Source organism: Amycolatopsis sacchari (assembly GCF_900114035.1).
Classification (GTDB): domain Bacteria; phylum Actinomycetota; class Actinomycetes; order Mycobacteriales; family Pseudonocardiaceae; genus Amycolatopsis_E; species Amycolatopsis_E sacchari.
Genome location: NZ_FORP01000018.1, coordinates 1 through 25208, shown reverse-complemented (window position 1 = coordinate 25208; position 25208 = coordinate 1). Strand labels below are relative to the sequence as shown.

General features: G+C 68.0%; 25 protein-coding genes. 6 read left to right on the top strand and 19 right to left on the bottom strand.

Annotated features, from left to right (window positions below; genetic code table 11):
- Position 1 precedes the first annotated feature (1 nt).
- Genes BMZ92_RS25585 through BMZ92_RS25575 form a run of 3 tightly spaced genes read left to right on the top strand, consistent with a single transcriptional unit; the run spans position 2 to position 1540 of the window.
- Entirely contained in the window at positions 2 to 364 is a 363-nt protein-coding gene (locus tag BMZ92_RS25585) for a DUF742 domain-containing protein (RefSeq protein WP_245783247.1), read from the top strand.
- On the top strand, positions 345 to 971 hold the full coding sequence (locus BMZ92_RS25580) for a GTP-binding protein (protein WP_091512422.1): 627 nt from the start codon (positions 345 to 347) through the stop codon (positions 969 to 971). Before BMZ92_RS25585 ends, BMZ92_RS25580 begins: the two co-directional genes overlap by 20 nt.
- Positions 968 to 1540 (top strand): GAF domain-containing protein, encoded by a 573-nt coding sequence (locus BMZ92_RS25575; RefSeq protein ID WP_091512420.1) that lies wholly within the window; start codon positions 968 to 970, stop codon positions 1538 to 1540. The genes BMZ92_RS25580 and BMZ92_RS25575 overlap by 4 nt, the downstream gene beginning before the upstream one ends.
- Here the strand turns inward: BMZ92_RS25575 and BMZ92_RS25570 are convergent.
- On the bottom strand, positions 1485 to 2768 hold the full coding sequence (locus BMZ92_RS25570) for an acyl-CoA dehydrogenase family protein (RefSeq protein WP_091512417.1): 1284 nt from the start codon (positions 2766 to 2768) through the stop codon (positions 1485 to 1487). The two genes, BMZ92_RS25575 and BMZ92_RS25570, sit on opposite strands and share 56 nt — an antisense overlap.
- Before the next feature lie 277 nt (positions 2769 to 3045).
- On the bottom strand, positions 3046 to 3627 hold the full coding sequence (locus BMZ92_RS25565; protein WP_091512415.1) for a TetR/AcrR family transcriptional regulator: 582 nt from the start codon (positions 3625 to 3627) through the stop codon (positions 3046 to 3048).
- Positions 3628 to 3707: 80 nt separating this feature from the next.
- Here BMZ92_RS25565 and BMZ92_RS25560 point away from each other — a divergent pair, with 80 nt between their 5' ends.
- Positions 3708 to 4907, top strand: coding sequence for an FAD-dependent oxidoreductase (locus BMZ92_RS25560; protein ID WP_091512412.1), 1200 nt, complete (start codon positions 3708 to 3710; stop codon positions 4905 to 4907).
- A gap of 23 nt (positions 4908 to 4930) precedes the next feature.
- On the opposite strand, the gene BMZ92_RS25555 is transcribed toward BMZ92_RS25560, so the two are convergent.
- The 7 genes from BMZ92_RS25555 to BMZ92_RS25525 form a co-directional block, all read right to left on the bottom strand.
- Entirely contained in the window at positions 4931 to 6955 is a 2025-nt protein-coding gene (locus BMZ92_RS25555) for an AbfB domain-containing protein (protein WP_245783246.1), read from the bottom strand.
- 33 nt (positions 6956 to 6988) lie between these two features.
- Positions 6989 to 7792 carry a DUF7878 domain-containing protein gene (locus BMZ92_RS25550; RefSeq protein ID WP_091512410.1) on the bottom strand — a complete coding sequence of 268 codons (804 nt, stop codon included), beginning with the start codon at positions 7790 to 7792 and terminating at the stop codon, positions 6989 to 6991.
- A 121-nt stretch (positions 7793 to 7913) separates the two neighbouring features.
- Positions 7914 to 8162 (bottom strand): hypothetical protein, encoded by a 249-nt coding sequence (locus BMZ92_RS25545; RefSeq protein ID WP_091512408.1) that lies wholly within the window; start codon positions 8160 to 8162, stop codon positions 7914 to 7916.
- 13 nt (positions 8163 to 8175) lie between these two features.
- On the bottom strand, positions 8176 to 12261 hold the full coding sequence (locus BMZ92_RS38615; protein WP_091512405.1) for a polymorphic toxin-type HINT domain-containing protein: 4086 nt from the start codon (positions 12259 to 12261) through the stop codon (positions 8176 to 8178).
- A gap of 89 nt (positions 12262 to 12350) precedes the next feature.
- Positions 12351 to 13403: a hypothetical protein gene (locus BMZ92_RS25535; protein ID WP_245783245.1), complete on the bottom strand. Its 1053-nt coding sequence runs from the start codon at positions 13401 to 13403 to the stop codon at positions 12351 to 12353.
- A 99-nt stretch (positions 13404 to 13502) separates the two neighbouring features.
- Complete coding sequence (locus BMZ92_RS25530; RefSeq protein ID WP_091512401.1) at positions 13503 to 14813, bottom strand: alpha/beta fold hydrolase; 1311 nt, start codon at positions 14811 to 14813, stop codon at positions 13503 to 13505.
- Complete coding sequence (locus BMZ92_RS25525; protein WP_091512398.1) at positions 14810 to 16108, bottom strand: MFS transporter; 1299 nt, start codon at positions 16106 to 16108, stop codon at positions 14810 to 14812. The genes BMZ92_RS25530 and BMZ92_RS25525 overlap by 4 nt, the downstream gene beginning before the upstream one ends.
- 120 nt (positions 16109 to 16228) lie before the next feature.
- Between BMZ92_RS25525 and BMZ92_RS25520 the strand changes: the two genes are divergently transcribed.
- Positions 16229 to 17092, top strand: a complete 864-nt coding sequence (locus BMZ92_RS25520) for a PaaX family transcriptional regulator (protein ID WP_091512396.1) — start codon at positions 16229 to 16231, stop codon at positions 17090 to 17092.
- A gap of 194 nt (positions 17093 to 17286) precedes the next feature.
- Here BMZ92_RS25520 and BMZ92_RS37005 read toward each other — a convergent pair whose 3' ends face one another.
- The 10 genes from BMZ92_RS37005 to BMZ92_RS25480 form a co-directional block, all read right to left on the bottom strand.
- Entirely contained in the window at positions 17287 to 18093 is an 807-nt protein-coding gene (locus BMZ92_RS37005) for a hypothetical protein (protein ID WP_143249945.1), read from the bottom strand.
- A 517-nt stretch (positions 18094 to 18610) separates the two neighbouring features.
- Complete coding sequence (locus BMZ92_RS25510; RefSeq protein ID WP_091512392.1) at positions 18611 to 19039, bottom strand: hypothetical protein; 429 nt, start codon at positions 19037 to 19039, stop codon at positions 18611 to 18613.
- A gap of 5 nt (positions 19040 to 19044) precedes the next feature.
- Positions 19045 to 19347, bottom strand: a complete 303-nt coding sequence (locus tag BMZ92_RS37000) for a hypothetical protein (protein ID WP_143249944.1) — start codon at positions 19345 to 19347, stop codon at positions 19045 to 19047.
- Positions 19348 to 20005: 658 nt separating this feature from the next.
- A complete protein-coding gene (locus BMZ92_RS38855; RefSeq protein ID WP_177228867.1) occupies positions 20006 to 20152 on the bottom strand; it encodes a toxin C-terminal domain-containing protein in 147 nt (48 codons plus the stop codon).
- Entirely contained in the window at positions 20121 to 20651 is a 531-nt protein-coding gene (locus BMZ92_RS37530) for a hypothetical protein (protein WP_091512388.1), read from the bottom strand. Before BMZ92_RS37530 ends, BMZ92_RS38855 begins: the two co-directional genes overlap by 32 nt.
- 748 nt (positions 20652 to 21399) lie before the next feature.
- Entirely contained in the window at positions 21400 to 21672 is a 273-nt protein-coding gene (locus BMZ92_RS38850; RefSeq protein ID WP_177228866.1) for a DUF4265 domain-containing protein, read from the bottom strand.
- Positions 21673 to 22637: 965 nt separating this feature from the next.
- The gene (locus BMZ92_RS25495; protein ID WP_143249941.1) at positions 22638 to 23075 is read right to left on the bottom strand and encodes a hypothetical protein; all 438 of its coding nucleotides are present in this window, start codon (positions 23073 to 23075) and stop codon (positions 22638 to 22640) included.
- Positions 23076 to 23195: 120 nt separating this feature from the next.
- Positions 23196 to 23501 (bottom strand): hypothetical protein, encoded by a 306-nt coding sequence (locus BMZ92_RS25490; RefSeq protein ID WP_091512383.1) that lies wholly within the window; start codon positions 23499 to 23501, stop codon positions 23196 to 23198.
- Positions 23502 to 23620: 119 nt separating this feature from the next.
- Positions 23621 to 23869, bottom strand: a complete 249-nt coding sequence (locus BMZ92_RS25485; protein WP_143249940.1) for a hypothetical protein — start codon at positions 23867 to 23869, stop codon at positions 23621 to 23623.
- 294 nt (positions 23870 to 24163) lie between these two features.
- Complete coding sequence (locus tag BMZ92_RS25480; protein WP_091512379.1) at positions 24164 to 24382, bottom strand: hypothetical protein; 219 nt, start codon at positions 24380 to 24382, stop codon at positions 24164 to 24166.
- A gap of 87 nt (positions 24383 to 24469) precedes the next feature.
- Here BMZ92_RS25480 and BMZ92_RS25475 point away from each other — a divergent pair, with 87 nt between their 5' ends.
- On the top strand, positions 24470 to 25090 hold the full coding sequence (locus BMZ92_RS25475) for a TetR/AcrR family transcriptional regulator (RefSeq protein ID WP_091512377.1): 621 nt from the start codon (positions 24470 to 24472) through the stop codon (positions 25088 to 25090).
- Positions 25091 to 25208: the final 118 nt, after the last annotated feature.

Genomic DNA, 25208 nt, shown 5'->3' with positions numbered 1-25208 from the left:
CGTGCTGGACGGCAACGACTTCCCCGACGACGCCGACATGGGGTTCTGGGAACGCCCGTACACGGTCACCGGAGGCCGGACCAAGCCCAGCATCCAGCTGGACCTGATGTCCCGGGTCTCCGCGACGGGCGGGATCTCGCCCGAGGGGCTGCAGCGCGAGCACGCGCAGGCGCTGCGGCTGTGCCGCCGCCCCACCTCGGTGGTCGAGATCGCCGCGCTGCTGAGCCAGCCCATCGCGGTCACCAAGATCCTGCTGGCCGACCTGATCGCGGCCGGTGCCGCGGTGGCCCGCGAACCCCACCTTGTCGACTCATCGAACCCTGCGATGCTGAGGAAGCTACTTGATGGACTTCGGAAGCTCTGAGTCCTATCCCGCCCAGTTCAAGATCCTCGTCGCCGGCGGGTTCGGGGTGGGCAAGACGACGTTCGTCGGCTCGGTCAGCGAGATCGAGCCGCTCACCACCGAGGAGACGCTGACGGCCGCGAGCGTCGGCACCGACAGCCTCGCCGGGGTCGAGCACAAGACCACCACCACCGTCGCGCTCGACTTCGGGCGCATCACGTTCCCCGAGCACGACATCGTCCTCTACCTGTTCGGCACCCCGGGCCAGGACCGGTTCTGGTTCATGTGGGACGAGCTGTCCCACGGCGCGCTCGGGGCCGTCGTGCTCGCCGACACGCGGCGGCTGGACGACTGCTTCGCGCCGATCGAGTTCTTCGAGCGGCGCGGCATCCCGTTCCTCGTCGCCATCAACGAGTTCGACGGCGCGTACCGCTACCCGGACGCGCAGCTGCGCACCGCGCTCGACCTCAAGCCGCACGTGCCGCTCGTCCGCTGCGACGCGCGGATCGGGCGGTCGGCGAGCGACGTGCTGATCGACCTCGTCGAGCACATCGCCGGCCTCACCTCCCCACCCCCGGTCGCCGCTTCCCCCGCGACCGACGCCCACTGGATCCGGAGTACCCCATGAACCTGGACAACATCGAGGACCGCCTGCTCGCCGCCCCGCGCGACCCGGAGGTCCAGGCGCGGATGGAACGGCTGCGCGCGCTGGGCATCGGCACCGAGCCGGACCCCGACTTCGACGCCTTCGCCGCGAAGCTCGCGCAGATCACCGGCGCCCCGTTCGCGATGGTCAACTTCATCAACGACCGCGAGCAGTACTTCGCCGGACTGTTCACGCCGTCGAGCACCCAGCGCGGTGCGGCGCTGCAGGCCGCGCAGGCGTCCGAGCACGCGGGCGTGAGCCGCACGATGGGACTGGACCACGGGTTCTGCCCGCACGTCGTGGTGCGCCGCAAGGCACTCGTGCTCGACGACGTGTGCGACTACCCGCGCTTCGTCGGCAACCCGGTGATCGACAAGCTGGGCATCCGCACCTACCTCGGCGCGCCGCTGATCGACCGCACCGGCACCGCGCTGGGCACGATCTGCGTGATCGACACCCAGCCGCGGTCGTGGGGCCGCGCCGGCCTCAACACCATCAAGGGGCTGGCGAACGAACTGGTGGAACAGCTGAATCGGCGGCCGCAGCGCTGAACAGCCGCCGCTCGCGGGCGGAGTTGCCCTCGCCGAGCGCGGCCGCCAGCCGCTGGGACCACTGTCCCTTGCTCGTGCCGAGGGCCACTTCGGCCAGCCGCAACCGCTGCACGTCCGACGTGCCCGCGGGAGCGTAGATGTGGTGCGCGTCGCGCACATACCGCTCGATCTGCCGGTCGACGGACAACCCGTGCGCGGCGTGGATCTCCATCGCCAGCCGCGCGGAGTCCAAAGAGGACTCGACGTTGACCAGCTTGGCGTTCATCAGCTCCGTGTCGCACGGCAGCCCGCGGTCGAGCATGTCGGCCGCGTGGTAGGCCACGACCCGCGCCGTCATCAGCTGCGACTGCATCTGCCCCAGCTTCTGCTGCACGGTCGGCAGCGCGGACAGCGGTTTGTCGTACCGCTGGTGCTCCCGCGCGAACCGCACGGTCGCTTCCACGATCGCCTGGTGGATGCCGAGCGACACCGCGGTCAGGTTCGGCCTGCCGTAGAGGATGCTGGAGGAGTAGGCCACGGCCAGCCCGTCGCCCTCGGCGCCGAGGCGGTTCTCCACCGGCACCCGGCAGTCCTCGAAGATGAGCTCGCCGAAGCTGAACCCGTGCAGCCCCATGGTTTCCTGCTGCGGGCCGAGCGAGAACCCCGGCCGCGTCGCCTCGACGAGGAACGCGGAAAGCCCGTGTGAGCCCTCTCCCGTGCGGACGACGACGCCGTGCAGGTCGCCGACGTGGCTGTTGCCCACGAACACCTTGCGCCCGTTGAGCACGTACTCGTCGCCTTCGCGCCGCGCGCTCGCCGACATGCCGAGCACGTGGCCGCCCGACTCCGGTTCCGTGACCGCGATCGTCGGCAGGCACTGCCCGGCGGCGATGGCGGGCAGCCACTGCCGTTTCTGCGCCTCGTCGCCGAAGTGCAGGATCTTCGCCACGCCCAGCTGGGACGCCTGCACCATCGCGCCCATCGCGCCGCTGACGCGCGCCAGCTCCTCGATGACGATGGTCTTGGCGAGGTGGCCCAGACCCATGCCGCCGTACTCCGGCCCGATCGTCACCCCGATCCAGCCCTGCCGGGCAATCAGCCTGGACAGTCCGATGTGGACGGAGCGGGACGCCTCGAGCTCGGGGATCCGGGGCCTCACCTGGGTTTCGGCGAACTGCCGGACCTGCTCACGCAACTCCTCGTGAGCCGCGGACGTGAAGTACCGATCGGTGTGGGGTGCGCAGTCCAAGCGTTACTCCCAAAAGACCTGTCGCTGCCCCCCATCGGGACGCCGCTCTACGGTTCGTTGACCATGCACCACCGTGACACACCCACCTGCGCGCCGGTACCGCCTACCTGGTGACCCGAAATGATCACCCGTTCCACGCCGCGTAACCGGAGATCCGGAATCCGCAGGTCGCGGCGTCGCACCATTCGGATCAGCCAGGTCCGCCTGACGGTGGCCTTCACCACAGTCCAGCCGGGCGAATGCCACTTTCACTACCTCCCGGAGTCGGGTGGGAACCTTACCGCTCCCCCCGCCAGCCGTGTTCGAGCAGTGCGAAAGCCTCGGTGACGGCGGCACGGGGATCGCCGGTGTCGTACCCGAGATCGCGTGTGGCCAGCGCGAAGTGGGCCAGCGCGCGGCACTTCGGGTCGTCCGCGGGCGCGCCGGTCTCCTCCGCGATCACCGCAGCGAGGTCGGCCTCCTGCCGCATCCACATGCGCCGGGCGTACTCGCGCAGGGCGGGGGTGCGCTCGATGAGTTCCTGGAACCGGCTGAACCGCGGGTCGCCCTTCACCCCCGGCGACAGGCGGGCGCGCAGGACGTGCTCGCGCAGCGCCTCGGGGATGGACTGCCCGGCGGGCCGCTCCCGCACCGCCGCGACGAGCCCGGCCTTCACCTCGTCCTCGCGGTCGAAGACGAGCGCCTCCTTGCCGGGGAAGTGCTTGAACAACGTCGTGGTGGACACGTCGGCCGCGTCGGCGATCTCACGGATGCCCACGTCGTCGTAGCCGCGCTCGAGGAACAGCCGCAGCGCGGCGTCGGCGAGGGCCTTGCGGGTGGCGGCCTTCTTGCGTTCGCGACGGCCGGGCGGTTCGGACATACCGTCATCCTAACCGAAGGGTGATCGAGTCATTAAGTTGAACGGTTGCACTTTTTCAACGAGTCTGCTTTTCTGGGGACATGACGAACACACCTGAGATCGCGATCGTCGGCGGCGGCCCCGCCGGCCTGATGTGTGCCCGCGTCCTGCAGGGGCACGGCTTCGACCCGGTCGTCTACGACGCGGACAGCGCCGTGGACTCGCGGGATCCCGGCGGGACGCTGGACCTGCACGCCGACTCCGGCCAGATCGCGCTGGAGGACGCCGGGCTGGTGGACGCCTTCCTGGCGCTGGCCCGGCCGGAGGGGCAGGCCAAGACCGGCCGCGACCAGTACGGCCGGGTGCAGAAGGAGTTCACCCCCGCCGAGGGGGACACGGCAGCGCCCGAGATCGACCGCGGCCAGCTGCGGAAGATGCTGTACGAGCACGTCCGCCCGGGAACGGTCCGCTGGGGGCACCGGCTGACGTCGGTCGTGCCGCTCGGGAGCGGACGGCACCGGCTGGAGTTCGCGAACGGTGCGACCGCCGAGGCGGATCTGGTCGTGGGCGCGGACGGCGCCTGGTCGAAGGTCCGGCCGCTGGTGACCGACGCCGTGCCGGGGTACCTGGGCGTGTGTTTCCTCGACGCCCGGTACGACGATGTGGACACCCGCCACCCCGAGATCGCCGCGATCGTGGGTGACGGGCACATGGTCGCCAACGACAGCGCGGGGCGGGCGTTGATCCTGCAGCGCAACAGCAACGGGGTCGTGCGGGGGTACCTGGCGTTCCGCGCGGAGCTCGACTGGCACGAGAAGGCCGGCGTGGACCTGTCCGACCGCGAGGCCGTGCGGTCCTACCTCCTGGGCGAGTTCGGCGGCTGGGTGCCCGAAATGCGGCAGTTCGTCGCGGAAAACGACGGGGACTACGTGCCGCGGTCGTTCTGGGCGCTGCCCGCCCCGCTGACGTGGGAGCACGTCCCCGGCGTCACGCTGCTCGGCGACGCGGCCCACTTGATGGCCCCGTTCGGCGGCCACGGCGCGAACCTGGCGTTGCTGGACGGCGCGGAGCTGGCTCACGCACTCGCTCGATCGTCCTCAGTGGACGAGGCGGTGCCCGCGTACGAGGAGGCCATGTTCGAGCGTTCCGGCGAACTGGCGGTCGCGGCGAACGCGGCACTGGTGGAGTTCTTCTCGGACGCGCCCGGCGAACCGCCGGACCACGAGGAGGAGCACCGGAACTACGAAGCCCGGGCGGCGGAGTACCGGCGCCGGCGGGCCGAAGAGGCCGCCCGCGGGTAGTTCCGCCGCCCGGGTCCGGTCTGCTACTTCGCGCAGGCGTTGCGGGAGTCGGTCACCGCGCCGGTCGTGGAGTTCCAGGTGATGGAACCGTGCTGGAACTGGCTGCACCGGCCGGTCGGCGCCGGCATCTCGTCCGAGGTCGGGTAGCCGAGGTAGGACCGTTCCCAGTCCAGCGCCGCCCAGCGGCTCTTGATCCCCCCGTAGATGAGGTGTGCGCCGGTCTGCGCCGTCCAGTAGATCGAACCGCCACCGGCGAAGTGGTTGTAGCGGCCGACACCGTCCGGGGTGCCGGTCTCGTCGGTGGTGGGAGCCCCGTAAACCGGGCTGTGCATGGAGTCCATCGCCACGTACTTCGCGAGGATGTTGCCCTCCATCTCCTTCACCCCGGTGGGCGCGGACCAGGTCAGGCGGGCGTTCGGGTAGTCGCGGTACCGCAGGGCGCCGTCGATCTTCTCCTCGGCGACCGGGTTGCCCACCCTCGCGCGGATCGCGTCGTCGTTCAGCCACCGGCGCTGGATGGCCGACGTGGCCGGGTTCTCGCCGTGGATCCGCCAGAAGGCGTCGACCTCGAACTGGTTCGGGGAGTCGAAGTTGTGGGCGCCACTGCTGTCGGCGGCCCAGAGCAGACCGTTGTAGTGACGCAGGTAGCGGCCGGGCGCGCCCTTCGATTCGAGCTTGACACCGTTCGCGTCGAGGCCCGTCCGGCTGCACCACGTCGCGTCGGTGCGGAACCGGTCGCTGCCGTCACTGGCCGCCGTGTACACCTTCAGGTCCAGCTGCCGCAGGTAGGAGCCAGGCGTGAGCACGGACTCGAAGGAGTGGCAGTCGGGATCGGCCAGGCCCGGCACGACCTTCCAGGTGGCGTTGACGCCGTCACCGGGCTGCGGGTCGGGCCTGCCGAAGTCGATGTAGCTCTGCTGTTCCGGGTTGCTGCGGACGTAGCCACCACGCGACCCGAGCGTGTCGGCCTGCAGCGACTGGCGGAGCACGGCGTCCTCGTACTGGCCGATGCGCAGGAAGCGGTCGACGGCGTCGACGTCACCGGCCAGCGCGATGTCCGCGGCGGCGACGAGCGTGGGGTGGACCTTGCTGTTGGCGGCCTTCGTGCGCAGCTCCTGCAGGCGTTTGCGGTCGGCGGCGGCCTTCTTTTCGAGCGCGATGGCGATGTCTCGGCGGTTGGCGTCGTAGATGCCGGTGTCGATGAACGCCTTCCAGTCGGCCGGGTTGCTACTGCGGATGGCGCGCTCGGCGGCGACGGCCACCTCGGTGCCGGGCGTGGCGCGGTTCCAGATCTCGCGCACGAAGTTGTCGTCGGAGAGCACGAGGAGGTTCTCGGTTGCGACGATGCCGAGCACGGCGGCGGCGTTGGCCTTGGCGTTGCGGGCGGCGAGGCGGGCCTTCTCCGCCTCGGTGGCCTGCTGGTCGGCGTCGATGCGGTCCTGCTGGTCCTGCGCGTTGGCGGTGACGATGCCGTTGAGGAGGAACTCCTTCTGCGCGGCCTCGTCCTGCCCGAACGCGGTGAGGGCGGCGGCCTTGACCTTGGGGCCGGTGGCGCGCTGCCAGAGCGCGTAGATGAAGTCGCGGTAGCTCTGCACGAGCAGCTCGGGCTCGGCGACGATGCCGATGGTGGCGGCGGCGTGCTGCTTCAGCTCACGCGCCTGCCTGGCGATCTCGGCGTCCCGGATTTCGTTGATGTCGTCCCGTTTTTTGGCCTCGTGGATGCCGGTCTTGATCCACTGCGTGCACTCGAAGTCGCTCCCGGCGAACGCGAGTTCCGCCGAGGCGCGCACTTCGGCACCCGTGGCCTGCCGCCACAGCGCGATGACGAAGTTGCGGTCGCTGAGGACGAGGAGGTCGTCCCCGGCGAGGATGCCGAGCGCCGCGGCGGCCCGCACCTTGTCCTCCAAAGTGGACTCAGGTGCGGTGGCCTGCGCGGAGACGGCTGTGTCCGTGCTGACCGGCGCTGCTTGCGCCGGCACGGCGGCGAGGCCACCCATCAGGGCGACACACGTCGCGGTGACGAGGAGCACCCCAGGTCTTCTTCTCATTTCTCCTCTTTTCGTTTTTCGGTCGAACGTCGATCAATCACCGGCGATCCACAGGTATCCCCGATCTCGCACCACCAGTTCGAAAAGCGTCCGCAGCGCGGCAACGTCGGACGCAAGTTCCGGACGCCGCGCGAGAATCGCATCGAACTCCTGGTCGATCTTCCTCAGTTGCCCGACGTTGAACATCGTGTCGCCGTGGTAGTCGACGCCGTGAAGCAAGTCTGCCGGCTGCGCTTCGGCGAGGACCCGGGTCAACGAGAGATTGGCTTCCCTTCCCGCGTGCACCCGATCGTGTACCTGGTTTTCCCGATATACATCCAGTCCCATCCCCGCGGCTCCGACGCGTGGCCACGCGACCGAAAACGGTGTCGTGGGGTCTCCGCTCACCACGGGATCCCTGGGCTCGACGATCCCGCTGACCCGCATCGGGGTCGCGCCGGGCGGGAAGTACTGGTCGATCCAGGACCCGAACTGCCGTGTGCAGTCCGCCCGCAGGGTTTCGACGAATTCGTCGACCGCCGCGTCGATCTCGGCCAGCGGACGCACCGCACCTCGCACCGCCTCGGCGACCACCTGCCAACCGCCGCTCACCCGGACGATCCGCACCTCCCACCGGCCGTCGAGCGACAGCGACGGGAATTCGAAGTCCCGCCGCTCGTCCTGCGCCTGCCACTCCCGCAAGGCAGCGGCGAGTTCGACCACCGGAAACGCGCCCTCGGTGCAGATCTCCTCACCCCCGTCCGAGACGACAAGATCGGCCTCGACGTGCACGAACACCTCCGCCTCTGTCCGGCCCCGCAGATCCGGCGCACCCAGCGCGGAATACTCCAGTCTCATGTAGACCTTCCCGGAGCGGCCGTGGCCGGGAGGTGAGACAGGTCTTCCCGGTACACCTCGGTCAGCGCTCGCGGGTGCGTGCCGTGTGAAGTGCCCACCGTCCACCGCCCCCTCCCACTGTTCAGCCGCCCCACAACTGGTGCAGCTCGTTCCCGTTCTGGTCGAAGGTCGTGAAGTTCCCGCGCACCCACACCGAAATCCCCCCGGCCCAGTACGTGACTTCGAGCGCCCGCACCTGCGCTTCGTCGAGCAGCGCTGATACGTGTTCACCGTCGGCCAGGTCGTAGCACATTCCCGTGGGCTCGAAGCACACCTGCCCGCCGGCGTCACCCGCCACCCGGAAACGAACCCTGATCCCGTCTTGCACCATCTCGGAATTTCTCCTAGCTCCACGCGTCGATGATCTCCTTGGCCAACTGTACGCGGATCGGAGCAGTCGGATTCGAAGGAATGTTGATGTGCGCGTTCTCGTAGAAATCCATCAGCCTTTCGGCGTCCCGTTTGGAGCACAGCGCACGCAGCTGTTCCGGCGTACGCGTTCCGACGAGTTCCTGCGCCATCTTCGTGCCGTGCCCCCAGATCTTCGCACCGATTTCCTGCGCGGTCCCGCCTTCGAGGTTCGCAGGCAGGCTGAGCTTTCCGGACGGCGACATGAAATCGACGATCTCGCCGTTGGAGTCGACCGAGAACCGGGGACAGGGCGCGGTGTTGTGGACGAGAACGTCGGCCGTTCCCGCGGTCACGTAGTAGGTGTGAATACCCTCGACCGACAGGTTGTAGACCCGCCGGGGCTCACCGTGCACCTGAGTGCCCAGCACCTCGACCGGGTGCCCGTCGGACGCACGCAGGTGGTCGCCGGGGGCCAGCATGATCGCGGGCAGCCAGCGGCCCTGGTCGTCCACCCAGAACGGGTGGCCGTCGGTGGCGGTGACCGTGCCCTCGCGGTCACCGTCCGGTCCGTCCAGGTCCACGGTGACGTCGACGAGGGTCTTCTGCCCCTCCCCCACGATCTGCTGGAGCACCTGGTGCCGCTCGGTGCGGCCGGTCTCGGGATCGGTGGCGAGGACCTCGTCGCCCGCCTCGACCTCGGCTATGGCTCGGTGCGTGCCATCGGCCAGCAGCACCGGGGTGTCGCCGGTGAAGCTGTTGCCGACCCCGCAGACGACCTTCGCCTCGCCCATGATCCTGCGGCCGAGTTCGAGGATCTCCCGGCCGGCCGCGCTGGCTTCCAGGAATTTCGTCAGCCCCGCCACGACCTTCGTGATGGCGGACGCCACCGCAGGCAGCTTCGCGAGCAACAGGAGGAGCGAGCCGACGTTGACGACGGTCCACAGGCAAGCCGCGACATCGCCTTCACTGAAGCACTTCTTCGCGTCGGTGACACCGATGATGTCCAGGAGCACCTGGCCACCGTTCTCGATGAGGTAGTCGATGATCCCCTTCTTGGCCTGCTCCAGCGCTTCGCGGTTCTGCTCGACGAGGTCGGGTCCGCCCATCTGGTAGAGGAGTTGTTCCTCCTCCGCCGTCATGTCCGGGACGTCGTCCCCCGCCTGCGCGGCCTGCGCCGCCCGCTCCGCCGCCTGCCGGTCCCGCTCCGCCTGTTCCGCCCGGTCCGCGGCGTGTCCGGCGTCGATGGCCGCCTGCATGGCGTTCCGCGCCGCTTCCGCCGTCGCGTCGGCGTGGGTTTGGGCTTCCGTCGCGGCCGTTTCCGCCGCTGTGGCGTCCGCTTCCGCCCGGCCTGCCGCGTCGCGCGCCGCGGCCGCGTCCGACTCCGCTGCCGACGCCGCCGCACGAGCCGCCGCCGCGTCGCGTTCCGCCGCTGACGCCGCCCGGCCCGCGATCGCCGCGTCGTTGCTCGCCGCGTTCGCCGCCGCGCGGGCCTTCACCGCGTCGTCGTGGGCCTGCGCATCCGCTTGCGCCGCACGGGAAGCCGCGGCGCGGGCCGCCGCTCCGTCGACCGCCGCGTCGGCCGCCGCCTGCTGTGCCTCCGCCGCCGAGCGTGCCGCTGCCGCCGACGAACGCGACGCCGCCGCGGCCGCGTCGTACGCCGGTTTGACCTCACCCGCCGCGCGGTCCGCGGCTTCCTGCGCGAGCCGGGCAGCTTCCGTCGCCTCGTCGGCGGCACGCGCCGCGGCAGCCGCCTGCTCCGCACCGACGGCCTTCGCCTGGTTCGCCACCAGCAGCACGAAATCCGCACCGAGATCGCTGCCGCTGAAGGGCGCCACGACCGTGATCGCGGTGTTCGCGGGGTCCGTGATCGCCTGGGACGAAGCCCGCGCCGCCACCGACGCCTGTACCGCGAGCCCCGCCTGCGTCGCCGCCGACACCGACTCCGCTGCGGCCGCGTCAGCCTCCGCACGCGTCCGCTCGGCGGAGCGAACCGCCTGCACCGCCTCCGAAGCCGCCTGTTCCGCCAGCGACACCGCGTTGCGTGCCGCTTCCGCCGCACGCGCCTCTTCGAAAGTCGCGTCCGACGCCGCCGAGTCCGCACGCAACCGTGCGGCGTGCGCGGCGCGTGCTTCGGCTTCGGCCTGGTTCGCGGCGGCGTTCGCGCGGGCCGCCGCGGCCGCGGCCTGCTGGGCGGCGGCCCGAGCCCGTGCGGCGTGCGCCCCCGCTTCCGTCGCCGCCGCACGCGCACCCGCCGCGGCTCCCGTCGCCGTGTTCGCCGCACCGCGTGCCGCACCGGCAGCCGCACGGGCGGCAGTCGCATACCCGCGTGCCTCGTTCGCCGCGTCCTGCGCCGGTTTCTCATACGTCCCACCGCGGCTCGCCGCGGCCATCGCGTCCATCGCCGCCGACCGCGCGTCGGCCGCGCGCTGTTCACGCTCCGCCGCGTACGCCCGGTTACGGGCCTGCGCCGCGTTCCGCTCTTCGTTGCGCGCGTTGGTTTCCGCCTGCGCCGCGCGGCCGTTGGCGTCGTCCGCGCCCTGCCGTGCCACGGACGCGATCCCGGCCTGCCGGTCCGCCTCCGCCCGCGCCGATCGCGCGACCGACGCCTGCTGGTCCGCCCGCGCCCGGGCCGCGGCAGCCGCGGACCGTTCACGCTCGGCCGTCGCCCGTGCCGCCGCGGCCGTCGCCGCCTCCCGCTCCGCCGTCAGGCGCGCGGTACGCGTGCGCTCTGCTGCCGCCCACGCCTGTGCTTCCGCGGCCTCCGCCGCCTGGCGCGCCGCCTTCGTCCGCACGGCCGCGTCCTTGGCGGCATCCGCCTGCACCCGCGCCGCGTCCGCGAGCTGCGCCGCCGCACGCGCGTGTTCCTCCGCGTGCAGCCGCCACTGGTGCGCCTCCTCGGCGTGCCGCTCGGCCTCTTCCTGCGCGTTGCGCGCCTGGTCGGTGAACGCCGTCGCGTCGATCGCGTGCTGCGCGGTCTCCGAAGCGGTGACCGCCGCCTGCGCCGCGCTCGCCATGCCGCGCGCCATGTCCGCCCACTGCGTGCCGTACGTCAGCCCGGTTTCGACGAGGACGTTCGCCTGCACCTGCGCCGCCGCCGACGCCTGCTGCGCGTCCGTCGCCGCCTGCCTCGCGTACCCCAGCTGACGCGCGACCTCCTCCTTCACGCCGGTGAACGCGTCCGCCGGGTGCTGCCCGCCCGCCTTGTTGGCGGCCAGGATCTGTGCCGCCCTGCGTGCCTCGTTGCTCGCCGAGACCAGCGCGTTCGCCGCCTGCTCCAGCGCGCGGACGCCGTTTCCGTGTGCCACCAGCAGGTCCTTGCGCGCCTGCGCCGCCCTGGCCGCGCGCTTGGCGAGGTCGGACAGCTGCTCGGCCGCGGCGTCACGGGCTTCCTGGTCCTTCAGGTACTGCTCACGCGCGTCGGCGTCCGCCTTCGCGGCCAGGAGGTAACCGCGTGCGAGGAACTCCGCGATCGCCGCGTCGCCGCCGTCCAACGCGGCCTGTGCCGCACGCTTCACCTCGGGACCACCCGCTCCGACGAGCATCTGCACCCGGGATCGCAGCTGCGCCAACCGTTCCTGCTCGCCACGGGTCGCGTCGGCATCTCGCTGCTGCGCGATCTCCTTGCCGTAAGCCAGGAACAGCATGCGGTCGGAGTCCGAACCGGACAGCACGCGCTCGACCTCGGCGTTGAAGTACGGTCCGCCCGTGCCCCGCAGCGGCTCGATCGCCGCCCGGTCCTGGCGCGCCTGCTCCTGCTTCCGCGCCGTCGCCCTGGCCTTGGCCTCCCGCAGTCCCTGGTTGAGGAACTCCATGAGCGCGGCGTTGGTCCCGGCGGCCAGCGCGGCCGCGGCGGCCTCGCGGACCTCGGGATCCTCCGCCAGCTCGGCGTTGTCCACCACGAGCTGCCGGAACCGCGGATCACCCCAGTCCGGCACCCCCGCCGAACCGTCCCACTCCTGGTACGGGTCGGGCGGCATGGGCCGCGGCGACGTCGGCTCGTCCGCCGCCGTCGCGGGCAGCGGGGTCGCGGCCAGCACCGGCGGCGGCTGGATCAGCCCCGCCAGCAGGACGAAGGCCAACAGGGCCGACAGGCATCTTCGGACGTGCGTCAACTCGAACTCCCCAGTGTGGACGGCGAAAACGCGCCCACCACGGGCGCGGGAAGTGCTCAGGCGAGGACTCGGGCCTCGCCGTCGAGGGCCTGCTGCAGCAATGCGGCCCAGTACTGGGCCTGCTGCGCGGCCTGCGTGCGTTCGGCGTCCCAATCGGACTGCGCGGACTGCGCGGGCCCGGTGATGGCGACCCAGTTCGGCCCGGTCGCCGTACTCGCGGCCGCGTACACCGCGGCCCAGTTTTCGGCCTGGCTCTGCGCCAGTTGCTGCGCCTCGGCCCAGTACGACCGCGCCGGAGCCGTGTGGTCGCCGACGGCCTGCCACGCACGAACGGCTGCCGCCTTCGCCTGCTCGGCGAGTTCACCAGAGGCTTCGCGCGCGGCCTGCTCGGCTGCCGCCGCGTCCGCGAGCAACGCGGTGAGCGTGGCGCGCCACCGAATTTCGTTGTCCGCGCCCTGCTGCCGGAAGCTCTCCAAGTCGAGCCTGGCCCCGAAAGCCCAGCCGTTGGCGAAGAAATCGACGAGGTCGGCGTCCGTCGCGCCGGGACGCACGGCGTAGGCGGCGCTCCCCCGTACCTGCGCGCCCGGGTCCTGCACGGCGAGCCCGCGCACGAAGGCGCGGTCGGCCTCAGCGAGCGCGGCGGCCTGCTCGCCCCGTGCGGCGCGGGCCGCGCTGTCCCGCTGCTTCGCGGCCTCGAAACCGCCGTTGGCGAACCGTTCCCGGTCGGCGTCGTCGCGGCTGTTGACCGCGAACTGCGCGGCGGCGTGCACCTCGGGCGAGAACTCGGCGGTGAACGCGGCCAGCACGCGCTTGGCGAAGTCCGCGTTACGCGCCTTTCGCTGGGCCGCGAGTTGGACGGCGTAGTCGTATCCGGACTCGAGGAACCGGTCGATCGCGGCGTCCGGCGCGCTGGACAACAACGCCTGCCACGCCGCGATCCGCACCGTCGACCGCGGGTCGTACTGCGCGAGGTAGCGCACCCACAGCTCGTCCGCCGGACCCGACTGCACCCGGACTTCCGCCGCGAGTGCCGGCCCGGCCGCGACCAGCGGCCCGAGCACAGCGGCGACCCCCAGGCACGCCGCACCGAAAAGCGCGCGCTTGCGCATGAAACCCCCTGCCCCAGTCCCGCGGACGAGGTTCCGCGGTAAAGCGAACGTAAGGGGTGTGCCAGCTTTTGACAAGAACCGGATGGCGCAACCTGACGTTCAGCGCCGCGCACCGGTCAACGGCGGCACGGCGAACCGCACGTACCGGCCGGTGCCCGCCGCCGCGTTGAGCCGTTCGGGTTCCGCCCGGTCGGCCCAGATCCCCGTGCTGACACGGAATTCGAGCGCGTGCAGTGCGGCGATCGTCTCCGCGGGCCGGAACGCGCAGTGCCCGGTGCCCTCGACGTACGCCTGCCGCAGCAGCTGCCCGCGACCGGCGCCGGTCACCAGCCTCCCGTACCAGTTCTCCTGCTCGACAGGCACGAGCTGGTCCGCGACGGTGTGGATCGTCAGCTCCGGCACGCGGATCCGGCCGGTCGGCACGGACGTGCGGGCCAGCGTCGCAACCGCACGCGGATCGGCCTTGACGTCGGCGTCACGGGTCAGTGCCGCCAGGTCCGCCTGGAGGTCCAGACCAGCGCGGCGGTAGAGCGCCTTCACCTGCGGAGCGTGGCTGCTGCGCTCCAGCAGTGCCCGGTAGTCGACCCCGGCGTTGGCCGCGCTGTTGCCGCCGGCGGCGAGTTCGACCTGGTACCGCCCGGACAGCACGAAGCCGAGCACGAACTGCGTGAGCGCCTGTTCCTGCTGCTGTTCCTGGGTTTCGTAGTCCCGTGGCGCGGCGTCGCCGGTGTACCACGTGGGGACGTTCATGAGCGCGGCGGCGAGCGCGATGCGCGCCCGCCCGGCCGGGGTGGCCTGCGCAGCGTTCGTGATCCCGGCCAGGGTGGCCGCCGCCGCGTTCGCCTCGTCCTGGCTGCCGTAGCGGACGAGCTTCACGTCCTGCCCCGGCGCGAGCAACCGGGACAGCGCGTACTCGCCGTCGAGCTGGTAGTTGTTCAGGTTCAGCGCGCCGCCGACGAGGCCGCACGTGGTGAGCGCGCCGTCGATGCGGTGCCGCGCGTCCTCGGCTTCGAGCGCGCTCACCAGGCCGCCCATGGACGTGCCCCACGCGAGCGTGCGGTGGGCCGGGCCGATCCTCGCTTCGAGCGCGGCCAGCGCGCCGAACTGGTCGCGCACCGCGGATTCCAGTGCCCACAGCGAAGGTCCCGAGTAGGACGAGCCGACGAGGGCGTAGCCGTCGGCGAGCAGCGCCCTCGCGGTGTCCGCGTCCGGTGCGTTCTGCGGCTCCAGCGGCCCGAAACCGTGGCTGTACAGGATGATCGTGCCGTTCCACGACTCCGGCACGTCCGCCACCCACCGCGCACCGCTCGGCAGGGTTCCGGTGAGGTGCCCCGTTTCCTCGGCCGCCGCGGCCGGCGTGAGCACGACCGCCAGGAGCAGCGCGGCCAGCAGTGCGGCGACCCGCCTCACCGGCGCGCCTCTTCCGCCACGGCCCGCGGCTCGGCCAGGTCCACGCGGCTGCTCTCGCGGAGCGCGAGCACGCACCCGACCGTGACGAGGCAGCAGGCGGCGATCACGGCGGAGATCAGGCCCGTGCCCACCCCGGCGAGCGCCGCGAACACGACGGGCGCGATGCCCGCGCCCAGCCCGGCGATCTGGTACCCCAGCGACGCGCCGGTGTAGCGGGTGCGGGTGCCGAACAGCTCGGTGCACAAGGCGGCCAGCGGCCCGTACATCGCCGGGTGCGCGACCGACTGCCCCAGCACCACGGCGAGGGTGAGCAACGCCGCCGAACCGGTGTCGATCAACGGGAACAGCAGGAACCCGACCACACCGGTGGCCAGCGCCCCGGCGATCACGACGGGACGGCGACCGACGCGGTCGGACAGCGCGGAGTAGCCGACGATGCCGAGCACCGCACCGACCGAGGACACCGTGATCGCGTTGAGCACGGTCTGGCGCGGGAAACCCGCGTGCACTGCGTAGGACAGGATGTACGTGGTCAGCGTGCCCTGTGCGACGAACGCACCGAAGCCGACACCGATCGCCAGCAGCAGGTTCTTCGGGTGCCTGCGCAGCACCTCCAGCAACGGTGCGCGGGACGGGCGGCGCGTGGCGGCGAAGACCGGGGTCTCGTCGACCTTCAGCCGGACGAACAAGCCGATCGCCAGCAGCACCACGCTGAGCAGGAACGGTACGCGCCAGCCCCAGGAGAGGAACTGCGCGTCGGTCGTCACCGCGCCCATGAGCGTGAGCATCAGCGTCGAGACCACCATGCCGCTCGGCGCGCCGGCGTTGGTGAAGCTCGCCCACAGCCCGCGGCGGGTCGTCGCGTGCTCGGCGGACATCAGCACCGCGCCGCCCCACTCGCCGCCGACGGCGATGCCCTGCAGCACGCGGAGCACGATGAGCAGGATCGGTGCCCACACGCCGATCTGCGCGTAGGTGGGCAGCACGCCGATCAGGGTGCTCGCGAGGCCCATCATCGTCATGGTGATCACGAGCATCCGCTTGCGGCCCAGCAGGTCGCCGAAGTGCCCGAAGATGATCCCGCCGAGCGGGCGGGCCAGGTAGCCGGTCGTGAACGTGCCGAGACTGGCGATCGTGCCGACCACCGGGTCCAGGCTCGAGAAGAAGACCTTGGTGAACACGACCGCCGACGCGGTCGCGTAGAGCAGGAAGTCGTAGTACTCGATCACGCTGCCGAGATAGCTGGAGAGCACCGCGCGGCGCAGCTGCGCGCGCGACCGGAGGTTGTCTGCCATCGCGTGTCCTGCCTCGTCGCCGACCTCGCGTGACCCGCGTCACGTCGCGTCGAACGTTAAGCAGATTGGTGATCGTCGTCAAGAGATTGCCCAACATCAGGACGGGCTTATGCTCGTTCCGTGACCGATCTGGCCGCTCCCGTCACCGAGGGCGTCGCTGCCGAGACACCGCGGCCCCAGGCGCTGCTGCTCACGTTCTTCGGCGGCCACGTCCTCGACCAGGGGATCCACGTGGCCACGGCGAGCGTGCTCGACGTGCTCGACCGCGCCGGCGTCTCCGAGCACGCCACTCGGTCCACGCTGAGCCGGATGGCCCGCCGGGGCCTGCTGCGCCGGGTGCGCCAGGGCCGGAACGTCTACATCGGACTGACGCCCCATTCGCGCGCGATCCTGCACGACGGCAGGCGGCGCATCTGGGAGGCGGGCGCGGTCAACCGGCACTGGGACGGCACGTGGACGCTGCTCGGGTTCTCGATGCCCGAGTCGTGGCAGCGGCAACGGCACGCGCTGCGGTCGCGGTTGCTGTGGGCCGGGTTCGGCAGCCTCCAAAGTGGACTGTGGATCGCCCCCGGCACGGTCGACGCGGCCGGGTTGCTGGACGGGCTGGGCACCGACGGGCACGTGAAGGTGTTCCAGGCCAGGGCGCTGCCGCCCACGCACGTCGCCGAGGTGGTCGCGGAGGCGTGGGACATCGAGCGGCTGGCGGGGCACTACCGGGCGTTCCTGTCGCGGTGGCGGGACCCGGAGGCGCAGGCCCCGGACAGCCTGGCGCGCGACCTGCTGCTGGAGTCGGACTGGCTGCAAACCATCCGGCAGGACCCGCGCCTGCCGAGGGAACACCTCCCGGCCGACTGGCCCGCCGAACCGGCGCAGGAACTGTTCCACAACCTCAGCGCGGAACTGAAGCCCGCCGCGAACGCCATCGCGGCGGAGGTGCTGGACACGATCACAGACGCGGAGGCGGACCGGCTAGCCGCACGGTGAGGCTGCGCCCCTGTGGCAGCAGGGCACGTTCGTCCGGCGAATGACGGGGTGTCCAGGTTCTGCGCCGCGCGGGCCCGTCCACCTCGTAAAAGGTAATTCTGCCATTATTTCGAGTGAGCAACACGCGAACAAGACCGCGCCGAAGGCCTCTTCGTTCACCACATTCTCTTTGGAGCACGGGTCGCCGGTTCCGCTCACCATCCTCGCCAACGCCACCTCAGCGATTCTGGCCAAACCTGAGGAAGTAGCGTTGCGATCTCGCCGCCAAGTGCGATCGTCTGTTCGTGGGACGCGAAGGCGATCCAGTCTGGAGTCTCGCCCGTCCAGATGCTCTCGGTGCCCGCGAATCGCAAGGCTACCAACTCCACATCGATCTCGTAATCCGCCCCGTACTCTCGCAACTCCATCACGCGGCGCACGCCCATGTCGCGCAGCACTCGACGAGTCGCGTTCACGCCGTCGGCGGTCCACATGCATTCATCGCGAAGCACCAGCACGGCATCGGGCACTTGCGTCGTGATCATGGGGTGCCAGTTCAGCCCCTGAACACCCCACCGCTGTTCAACCCCGTGACGCCAGGCGACCGACTCGTCCGCACCCAGCACTCGCCTATAAGCCGGCACTTCGATGACAGGAACGCGACCTGCCGACCAAGAGGCCACCGCAGCATCGAAAAGCTCACGCTCCTCTGCGAGCGTCTCGTACCCCTCTTGGCTTCGCAACTGTTCGCCAATTGTCGACTGCGCGCGCTCACCGGCTCTCATCAACGCCGGCGCCAACTCGTCCAGGACAGGGAGATGATCTGGGTCGAACCGTTCGATCTCCTCTAACGCGGCCGCCGCGAAATTATAACGAAGCGGAAGGTTTCGACGATCCGAAGGTTCTTCTCCTTCACTGGAGACATCACTTTCGCCACGTACGTGCGTGTACCTATCAGACAGATCCCCATATCTGTCCATAAGATACCGGCGAGCGAATGCATGCAGATCTTCCGACCTCATGACCTCATTCTTTCCGTCGCGCCCGATCAGCCGGACACCGTACTGAGCCAGAACTCCCACACCATCCTACCGATGGTGTTCACAAACCCCTGGACTCTGTCTGTCATTCGTGGCGTCCTAAGGCCATCCTGGCTCCTCAGGAAGGTAGATGTGATCGTTCGTCTGGGGTCGGCCCGTTTTGATTCCTGGCCCGGTTGGCTTGTCGTAAGTCTCGAAGTTCATCTGAGGATTTTGGCGCGGATGGGCGAGCTCGGCGTCGGTCATCCGTACCCGTCTGAGACCGTCATCGCGGACGAATCGCCCGCCACCCATATCGCGGTAGCCATCGCCGAGGAACCATCACTGAGCACCCTGCCACGACCACCGGCGCGCCGGCTCACTCGTCCGGGTCTTCGAGAGTTGCGTTGGCTTGTCCATCCTCGGCCATGCTCCCGGCCAACACGCTATCTGCTTCACCTGATTGACGAGCTGCCGTTCCCGGCATCCAAGAGTAATGGAAGCCGACAGCCACCTTCGCTCACAAGCTCACCAGCGTAGCGACCACAGACTCGGTATTCGCCTCGCCTTCTTCGACAGCTACTTCCCACTGCTCACCATCGTTTACGTATATGACGTATGCGACAAACTCTTCAAGATTACCTCGCAGTTCATCGAAGAAGTACTTCTTCCGAATCATTCCCCGATTTGCCACAAGGAGACAATCTATAGTCTGATGCAAACCTCGTGCGAATTGCCTCAACTCCAACCATGAAAAAGTGTAACTTATCTCACTCCACAGAACCAGCTGCTCGAAGTCGGAAATGTTCATCCCCTCCGGAGCGGCCCCGAAGCCGTAGAACTCGATCAAATGCCAGACGTAATCATTATCCGGGATGGCATCCAGAACGTCGTAAAGATCCAAAAGCTCGCCGGACTTCTTACGCGTCGATAACGTGATCCATCTCATGTCGCCTACTCTAGCGGCAGCGCAACAAGCGCGCGCTGCGGTTTACCGACGGTCGGGTTCGACTGCCAAGTGCGCTGATGCGGGTTGGGATGGTTCCGCATCCGCCCATGATCGGTAAAATCGATGTTTCGCACCGGGTTACCGTCGGCGTCGAATTCGCGCGTCTGCGGGTAGCTTCCATTTCTTCCAGGTTCCGCGTCCAATTGCGCGTGAGGCGCATCGACGTCGGGGACCGGCACTCCGTCTTTGGCCCGCGGCAACGGCCGATCAGGGAAGGCGCAGCTGTTGCGCACCAGGATCGGCGTCACACCGGCGTAGTCGGTGTGGATACCGTCGATCTGCAGGTCCTCCTGATACGCCCGCAGCTCTGTGATGACCAGAAACTGCCCATCATCATTGAGAACCCGGTCCCCCGGGTGTAGGTCGATCGCATCCGTGAAGATGCGCGTAGTGGCATCTCAGAATGGGGTGGTGATCCGTCGCACTCAGCGTCTGTCCATCGCCGGTCGTGACATCCGCCATCGCGTGCTGGCCGCCGTGATGGATCAGCGCCGGAACCGGGTGCGGCTCCGTTCGCCCAGCCTCCGGGTCCGTCGCCAACACGCTGTCACATGAGCCCGCGCTCCCCTTCGACCAGGCCCTCGACGGCACTATCCTCACAGGTATCACACTATCGAATCGTCGAACGGATCCACTCATCTATTATCTCACGGACACCCACGGATATATCGTCATCAAAATTTGATAATCCTTGAGCGATACGCAGAGCGGTTTCTCGGTCCATGTGCAAGGTCAGAAAGACCGACGGATCGACAACAGAAGACGGCAACCCGTACTTGACGCACGCAGTTTCTGCGATCCACTCGGCCTGCTCTCTGGTGAGCCCTGGCAGGTCAACATTCCAGTAAGGGATGTCAGCAAATCCCCCCACACCTCCGGACACTTTCAGTCAACCGCCAATCTCGTTCAGCAGCGCGTCGGTAGTGGTCGTTCGGGTACTCTTGTCGCAAGACCAGACGCCGACCCCGCGATCTTCCAAGTTCCTCCGATATGGGAATCGACGTATTGGACAATATACTGCTTACCGTCGGTGAAGACTCGCTGACCGTGCAAGATCTGCCCCCTTAGGCCGGCAACCGAGGTAGTTCGCCAGATTTTGGCTTGCGGACCGGTCAGCCGTTGAGTCCGACCGCTCTTCTGGCGGAAGCGGCTCCGCACACATGTTGTACACCAGGATCGGCGTGACACCGGCGTAGTAGGTGTGGATGCCGTCGATCTGCAGGTCCTGCTGATACAACCGCAGCCCAGTGATGACCAGCAACTGACCGTCATCACTGAGCACCCGCAGATCGATCGCATCGGTGAAGGTGTGCGTGGTGGCGTCCCAGATCGGATAGTGGTCCGTCGCACTCAGCGTGTGCCCGTCGCTAGTCGTGACATCCACCATCGTGTGCGGGCCGCCGTGAGGGATCAGCGCCGGAACCGAGTGGGGCTCCGTTCGCCCCGTCTCCGGGTCCGTCGCCTGCTCGTCAGCGGGTGAAGCTGTTGACCATGCAACTCGCCGCCGCATGAGCCGGCGCTCCGCCGACCAGGCCGTCGACAGCCTCCGCATCCTCAATCCCAGACACTGCGCACGGACACCGTCCAGTGATGGATACAGGACCGACCGAGCACAGATGGCCCGCCCGCAACGAACCGTTGACCCGCCCGAGCTCTGCCCGTTGTGCGACCTCGACGCCTTTCGCAGTTACCCGAGCTCCCGCCCGCCGGGCAGATCGCAGGCGGCTGCGGCACGCACCAGACCGGCGGACCTCCTCCCCCACACCCCTTGGTTTCTGGGGCAGAGCGGCAGGGGCCTCGCGCAGCGTTCGAGCCCGCGCCGGGACGCCCACCAACCCTCAGATTGTGCGGGCATTCGCGGTACTGCCCCTGCTGGCTGCTGGGAAGGAGCGACGGCACTCATTACTCAGCCAACCAGCGTGATTCGATGTGAACAGACCTATTGCCCGATCGGGCCACACGGCGCCGTCATGTCGAGAATCACCTCACCAGCGAGGAGGTTCGACACGTCTGAGGCAAAAGCGGTGACCCAATACGGCACACCCACGTCATCACCGATCAGAACCGGACACCACGTCCGCGGTCCCACTGTCGCACGAGGGCATGACTACGTTTGCCTCGCGGCGCCCCCGGCATTTCTTACTTGGTCCGACCAGTCTCATACATCAGGCCTGTCGCCTGTTCGGCCTCAAGCAGATAATCGGCCACCAATTGCGCCTGTCGATAATTGGCAGCGTCGACAGCGAGCAAGTTACGAGAATACCGCTCGAGAGTCGCATTGAGGCGATGGAGTTCCTCACTTACCACACCCCACACATCCGGCGAGTTCCCAAACCAGACACGAATCGCATGCCATATCTAGACGACGTTTCGACCACATCCCCTAAAGACAGGTCATAGAGAAAGAAGGGGATGCAGCAGATTTCAAATCGCGTTTGCGCAACGCGTCGAACCCGCAACTGCTCAAACTTCTTCGGGGAGCCTTCATCCGGGAGTCTCGCGTGTATCACGAAATTTGCACGATCACTCCAGGCAGGTCGCAGATGCTGCACGTACCCGCTAGGTTCGGCCATGGCTCCAACTTCTACCACCACTCCAGGACCACCCACCTCGAAGCGAGGCGGTGGGTTCGCCGGTGGTCTCCAGCACCCCGCATACTGTCTGCGCATTACCGATGGTTGCGTCACCACCGCGCGATCTCGGAAGGCATGATCGATCTGCGTTCGACCTGTGACCGTGTGACGGTAGACACATGTGTCAGGTTTGTCGGGAAGAGCACGTTCACGTACAGATTTCGGGGAAAGCTCACCGACCGTCGCCCTACCTATTCGGCGTTCTCGGCAAGCTCCCCAATCCGCGACGCGCGGGAGATCCCGTCACCGTCCCCAACCTCGACGAGCACCGTCCCCGAGTTCAGCTCGTACCTGATCAACTCCGCCATGCGGGGCACGCTATCAATCTTGAGACCTTGATGACAGAGCGACCCAGATCCCCTTTTAATTCCGCCACCACGGCGAAGTCGCACAAGCGAGCAGCACAGCATACGGCTCGATCCCCCAACGACGAAGCGGAGTTCCTACAACTCCGTTTCATCCGCATCTATATGCCCTCGGGTTGCCTTCGTCTTTCCATAACTCGTCAAACGGAGCCAGAAGCCGGCGCCCATGGGGCACCAATCGAATCGATCCAGCTCCGACCGGGAACGGGAGATCCAGTCCTGAGGCGCAGACGGCCAATCCTCGAATCCAGAGGCCCCGAGATCACCCGGGACCATGAGCCCTTCGGAGTACAATCGACCCAGTATCCGAATTGTCCTGTCTTTTGATTCGTCATTTATTGTTCCGCGCGTGGAATTCCAGACCACGTCGTGCACCGCGACCCAATCGTCCAGACCGGTCTCAAGTAGCTTATCGATGATGCTGTCGTCGCTCACTGTGATGCCCCTTCCGCCAGTTTGATTTCACCGCCGGTGCCGCCAGGGATCTGTCGCACTCCAGGCCTGACCGAGCCTGCCCAGGGCATCGTTGCTGCCGGGCGGTTAACGTTCGGCCAGTTTCCGCAGACCGGAAGCGGCTTGAGCGGAGCCGTCCCACTGTTCGTCGACCCAGATCGACCAACTCGAGCTGTCCTCCATCTGCACGATCAACGTCGGCGGGCGATCCACTACGTCGGGTTCATCGAAGTCATACCGTGTTTCCACTCGGCCGACATCTGCCACCAGAAAGACGTCGACGACATCCGACAAGCCCTCGCTAAACCCCACGAGCTCGGCCCAGCTGAATTCATATCCACGAGCACTAGTGTTCACAAGGTTCTCGAGATCGACCCAATCCACCCCTTCCGGAGCAGCACCTATCGCATCGGCGAGGTATTGCATCGACCAGAACAGGCTGTTGTCCGGGATCTCTCGCAGAACGTCGGCAAGGCCGATAAACCGGCCTGATCGGCTCTGCCTGGGAAGGTCAATTCTCATCATCATGTCATGATAACGGGACCTGCGTTCACACTCGATCGATTTTTTTGCGTGGACGTCCGCGGCGCCCAGCGCCGGCCGCCAGGCTGTGGAGGAGTGTTCCCCTCCACAGCGAGGCTCGGGTCACGACTTCCGAGTGCGAGGGGTGCCCACTGCCCGAAGCACCTCCGAAAGCCAGACGCCCTCCCATGTCACCCGACGATCGGAGTCGCCAACCAAGCTGACCAGCTGCTCATATGACTCGGTGATCTGGCCTATCGTCAACTTCCCCGGATCACGAGTCACATCGTAGATGTCATCGTCCGGAATGCTCCAGAAGTAGTCGGCTTTGAGCCGGACCACATCTCCTTCGCTCTCCTGAAAATGAGTCATCACCTTCTCGAAGGCAGCCCTCAAAGTTCCCAGCGAGATCTCGACAAAATCGTTCACCACTCCTCCATCGACTCGGCGACGCTGGCCAGATTATTCGACCTCTTTCGTCACACGTCACCCCAGCGCGCCGGTGTTGGCAAGCCAGACGAGAGTACGACCGCCAAGCTGTTCATTCGTCACCGGTTCTCAACCGCCGGTTCAGACCCTGCCGAGGGCGATATCACTATCTGAATCAACCCCGGAAACGTCGGCTCGTCGACCATGATTTCGACCGCGCAAGTCCTGGCGTGCGGCCGGACGATGACGACGAAATCCTCGTTCGGATCATGCAGAGCAAGGGAGCCCGAGACCACCTCAAACGCCCCCGCGAACAGGACGTGCGGCTGCACGTCGCGAGGACGACCATCCCAGATCTCGATGTTCACGAGCCCGTCCACGGCCTGAAGAGCGCAAAAGATCATCTTGATGCCAGGGCGATGCTCCCGGGTCCCACTTGGTGTGGTCACCTCTGCTCGCAAGGTCGCGCAGGATGACGCAACCGTGTTCGGCAGGCGCAGTGATCGCCCGCAGGAGCCGGCCCGAGTGCCTTGTCACCGTTACCCCCTCAGAACGCATCCCGTACTCGCCACCGCTTCGGCGAAACGCCGTGGCCGTCCACAGCGAAGATCGACCGACCGGCGCAGGCACGGCGACTCCCACTTCAACGAGCATCGTCCGCCTTACCGCTGACGTTTCGCCGGCTCCGGCAGCCGCTGCGACCAGCCTGCCAGCGCCAGCCCGGCGGCAGTGAGGACGAGGTGCCCGGCGAGCTGCCCGGCAAATCCGCCCGGCAGCCAGCCGAGGACACCAGTCCATCCGTGATCGAGCACCAAGCGGATCACCCCCTGCGCCCCGAAGGCCAGCAGGATCATCCCGGCGACCAGCCACACGTACTTCACAACGATCCCCTCCGGTTTTTGTGGTTCGATCGAACCATAACACGTCTTGGTACGATCGAACCACAAAGAACCGGACGCGGAGGGGCGATGCCTCGGCAGGTGGACCATGAAGCGCGCCGCCGTCAGATCGCGGAAGCGGTGTGGCGCCTGGCCACGCGAGGCGGCTTGGAGAACGTCAGCCTGCGGCAGGTCGCCGCCGAGGCTGGGGTCTCCGCCCGCCTGCTGCAGTACTACTTCGGCACGCGGGATCAACTGCTGCTCGGCGCACTGGAGATCCTCAACGCCGATGCCGAGCAGCGAGCCCGCGAGCGCCTGATGCACCTCGACGGAACCGGTGACATGCGCGCGATCGTGCGCGGGGTACTGCTGGAAATGCTGCCACTGGACGCAGAACGACGCAGTCGCCACCTGGTGCACGTGGCGTTCTTCGTGCGCTTCCTGGCCGACGAAAGTCTCGCGGCAGCCGTCCGCCACGGCCCACGAGCACTCGAAGACCTCGTCACCGATCTCATCGAGCAGGGCCAGAAACTCGGCCGGGCACGACCGGACGTCAACGCACGCGCCGAGGCCGCCTTCCTCCTCGCAGGAGCGGAGGGACTGCAGGCGTCGATGCTGCTCGGTCAGCGCACACCGGACGAGGCGGTAGCCCTACTGGATCATCAAATCGACCGGATCTTCGAGGAGAACGACTCCGAGCGCAGCGCCTGAGCATCTCGACCGGATGCACCAGCCCTAGGTGTGATGTTCAGGGACGTTGTCCCGGGTTGAGGTGACCGTTGGTGGCCTGTCGTGCTGACAGGTGAAGGCCTCCGGTTGTGAAGTGGAG

Bases quoted from the DNA above. Each gene is read 5' to 3' on its own strand.
- BMZ92_RS25545 (WP_091512408.1), bottom strand. From the start codon at position 8,162: ATGGTGCAAGACGGGATCAGGGTTCGTTTCCGGGTGGCGGGTGACGCC.
- BMZ92_RS37005 (WP_143249945.1), bottom strand. From the start codon at position 18,093: ATGAGGTCGGAAGATCTGCATGCATTCGCTCGCCGGTATCTTATGGAC.
- BMZ92_RS25535 (WP_245783245.1), bottom strand. From the start codon at position 13,403: ATGCGCAAGCGCGCGCTTTTCGGTGCGGCGTGCCTGGGGGTCGCCGCT.
- BMZ92_RS25560 (WP_091512412.1), top strand. From the start codon at position 3,708: ATGACGAACACACCTGAGATCGCGATCGTCGGCGGCGGCCCCGCCGGC.
- BMZ92_RS25575 (WP_091512420.1), top strand. From the start codon at position 968: ATGAACCTGGACAACATCGAGGACCGCCTGCTCGCCGCCCCGCGCGAC.
- BMZ92_RS25565 (WP_091512415.1), bottom strand. From the start codon at position 3,627: ATGTCCGAACCGCCCGGCCGTCGCGAACGCAAGAAGGCCGCCACCCGC.
- BMZ92_RS25555 (WP_245783246.1), bottom strand. From the start codon at position 6,955: ATGAGAAGAAGACCTGGGGTGCTCCTCGTCACCGCGACGTGTGTCGCC.
- BMZ92_RS25475 (WP_091512377.1), top strand. From the start codon at position 24,470: ATGCCTCGGCAGGTGGACCATGAAGCGCGCCGCCGTCAGATCGCGGAA.
- BMZ92_RS37530 (WP_091512388.1), bottom strand. From the start codon at position 20,651: ATGCGGAGGCTGTCGACGGCCTGGTCGGCGGAGCGCCGGCTCATGCGG.
- BMZ92_RS25580 (WP_091512422.1), top strand. From the start codon at position 345: ATGGACTTCGGAAGCTCTGAGTCCTATCCCGCCCAGTTCAAGATCCTC.
- BMZ92_RS25495 (WP_143249941.1), bottom strand. From the start codon at position 23,075: ATGATGAGAATTGACCTTCCCAGGCAGAGCCGATCAGGCCGGTTTATC.
- BMZ92_RS25550 (WP_091512410.1), bottom strand. From the start codon at position 7,792: ATGAGACTGGAGTATTCCGCGCTGGGTGCGCCGGATCTGCGGGGCCGG.
- BMZ92_RS38850 (WP_177228866.1), bottom strand. From the start codon at position 21,672: ATGGCCGAACCTAGCGGGTACGTGCAGCATCTGCGACCTGCCTGGAGT.
- BMZ92_RS25510 (WP_091512392.1), bottom strand. From the start codon at position 19,039: ATGAGATGGATCACGTTATCGACGCGTAAGAAGTCCGGCGAGCTTTTG.
- BMZ92_RS25525 (WP_091512398.1), bottom strand. From the start codon at position 16,108: ATGGCAGACAACCTCCGGTCGCGCGCGCAGCTGCGCCGCGCGGTGCTC.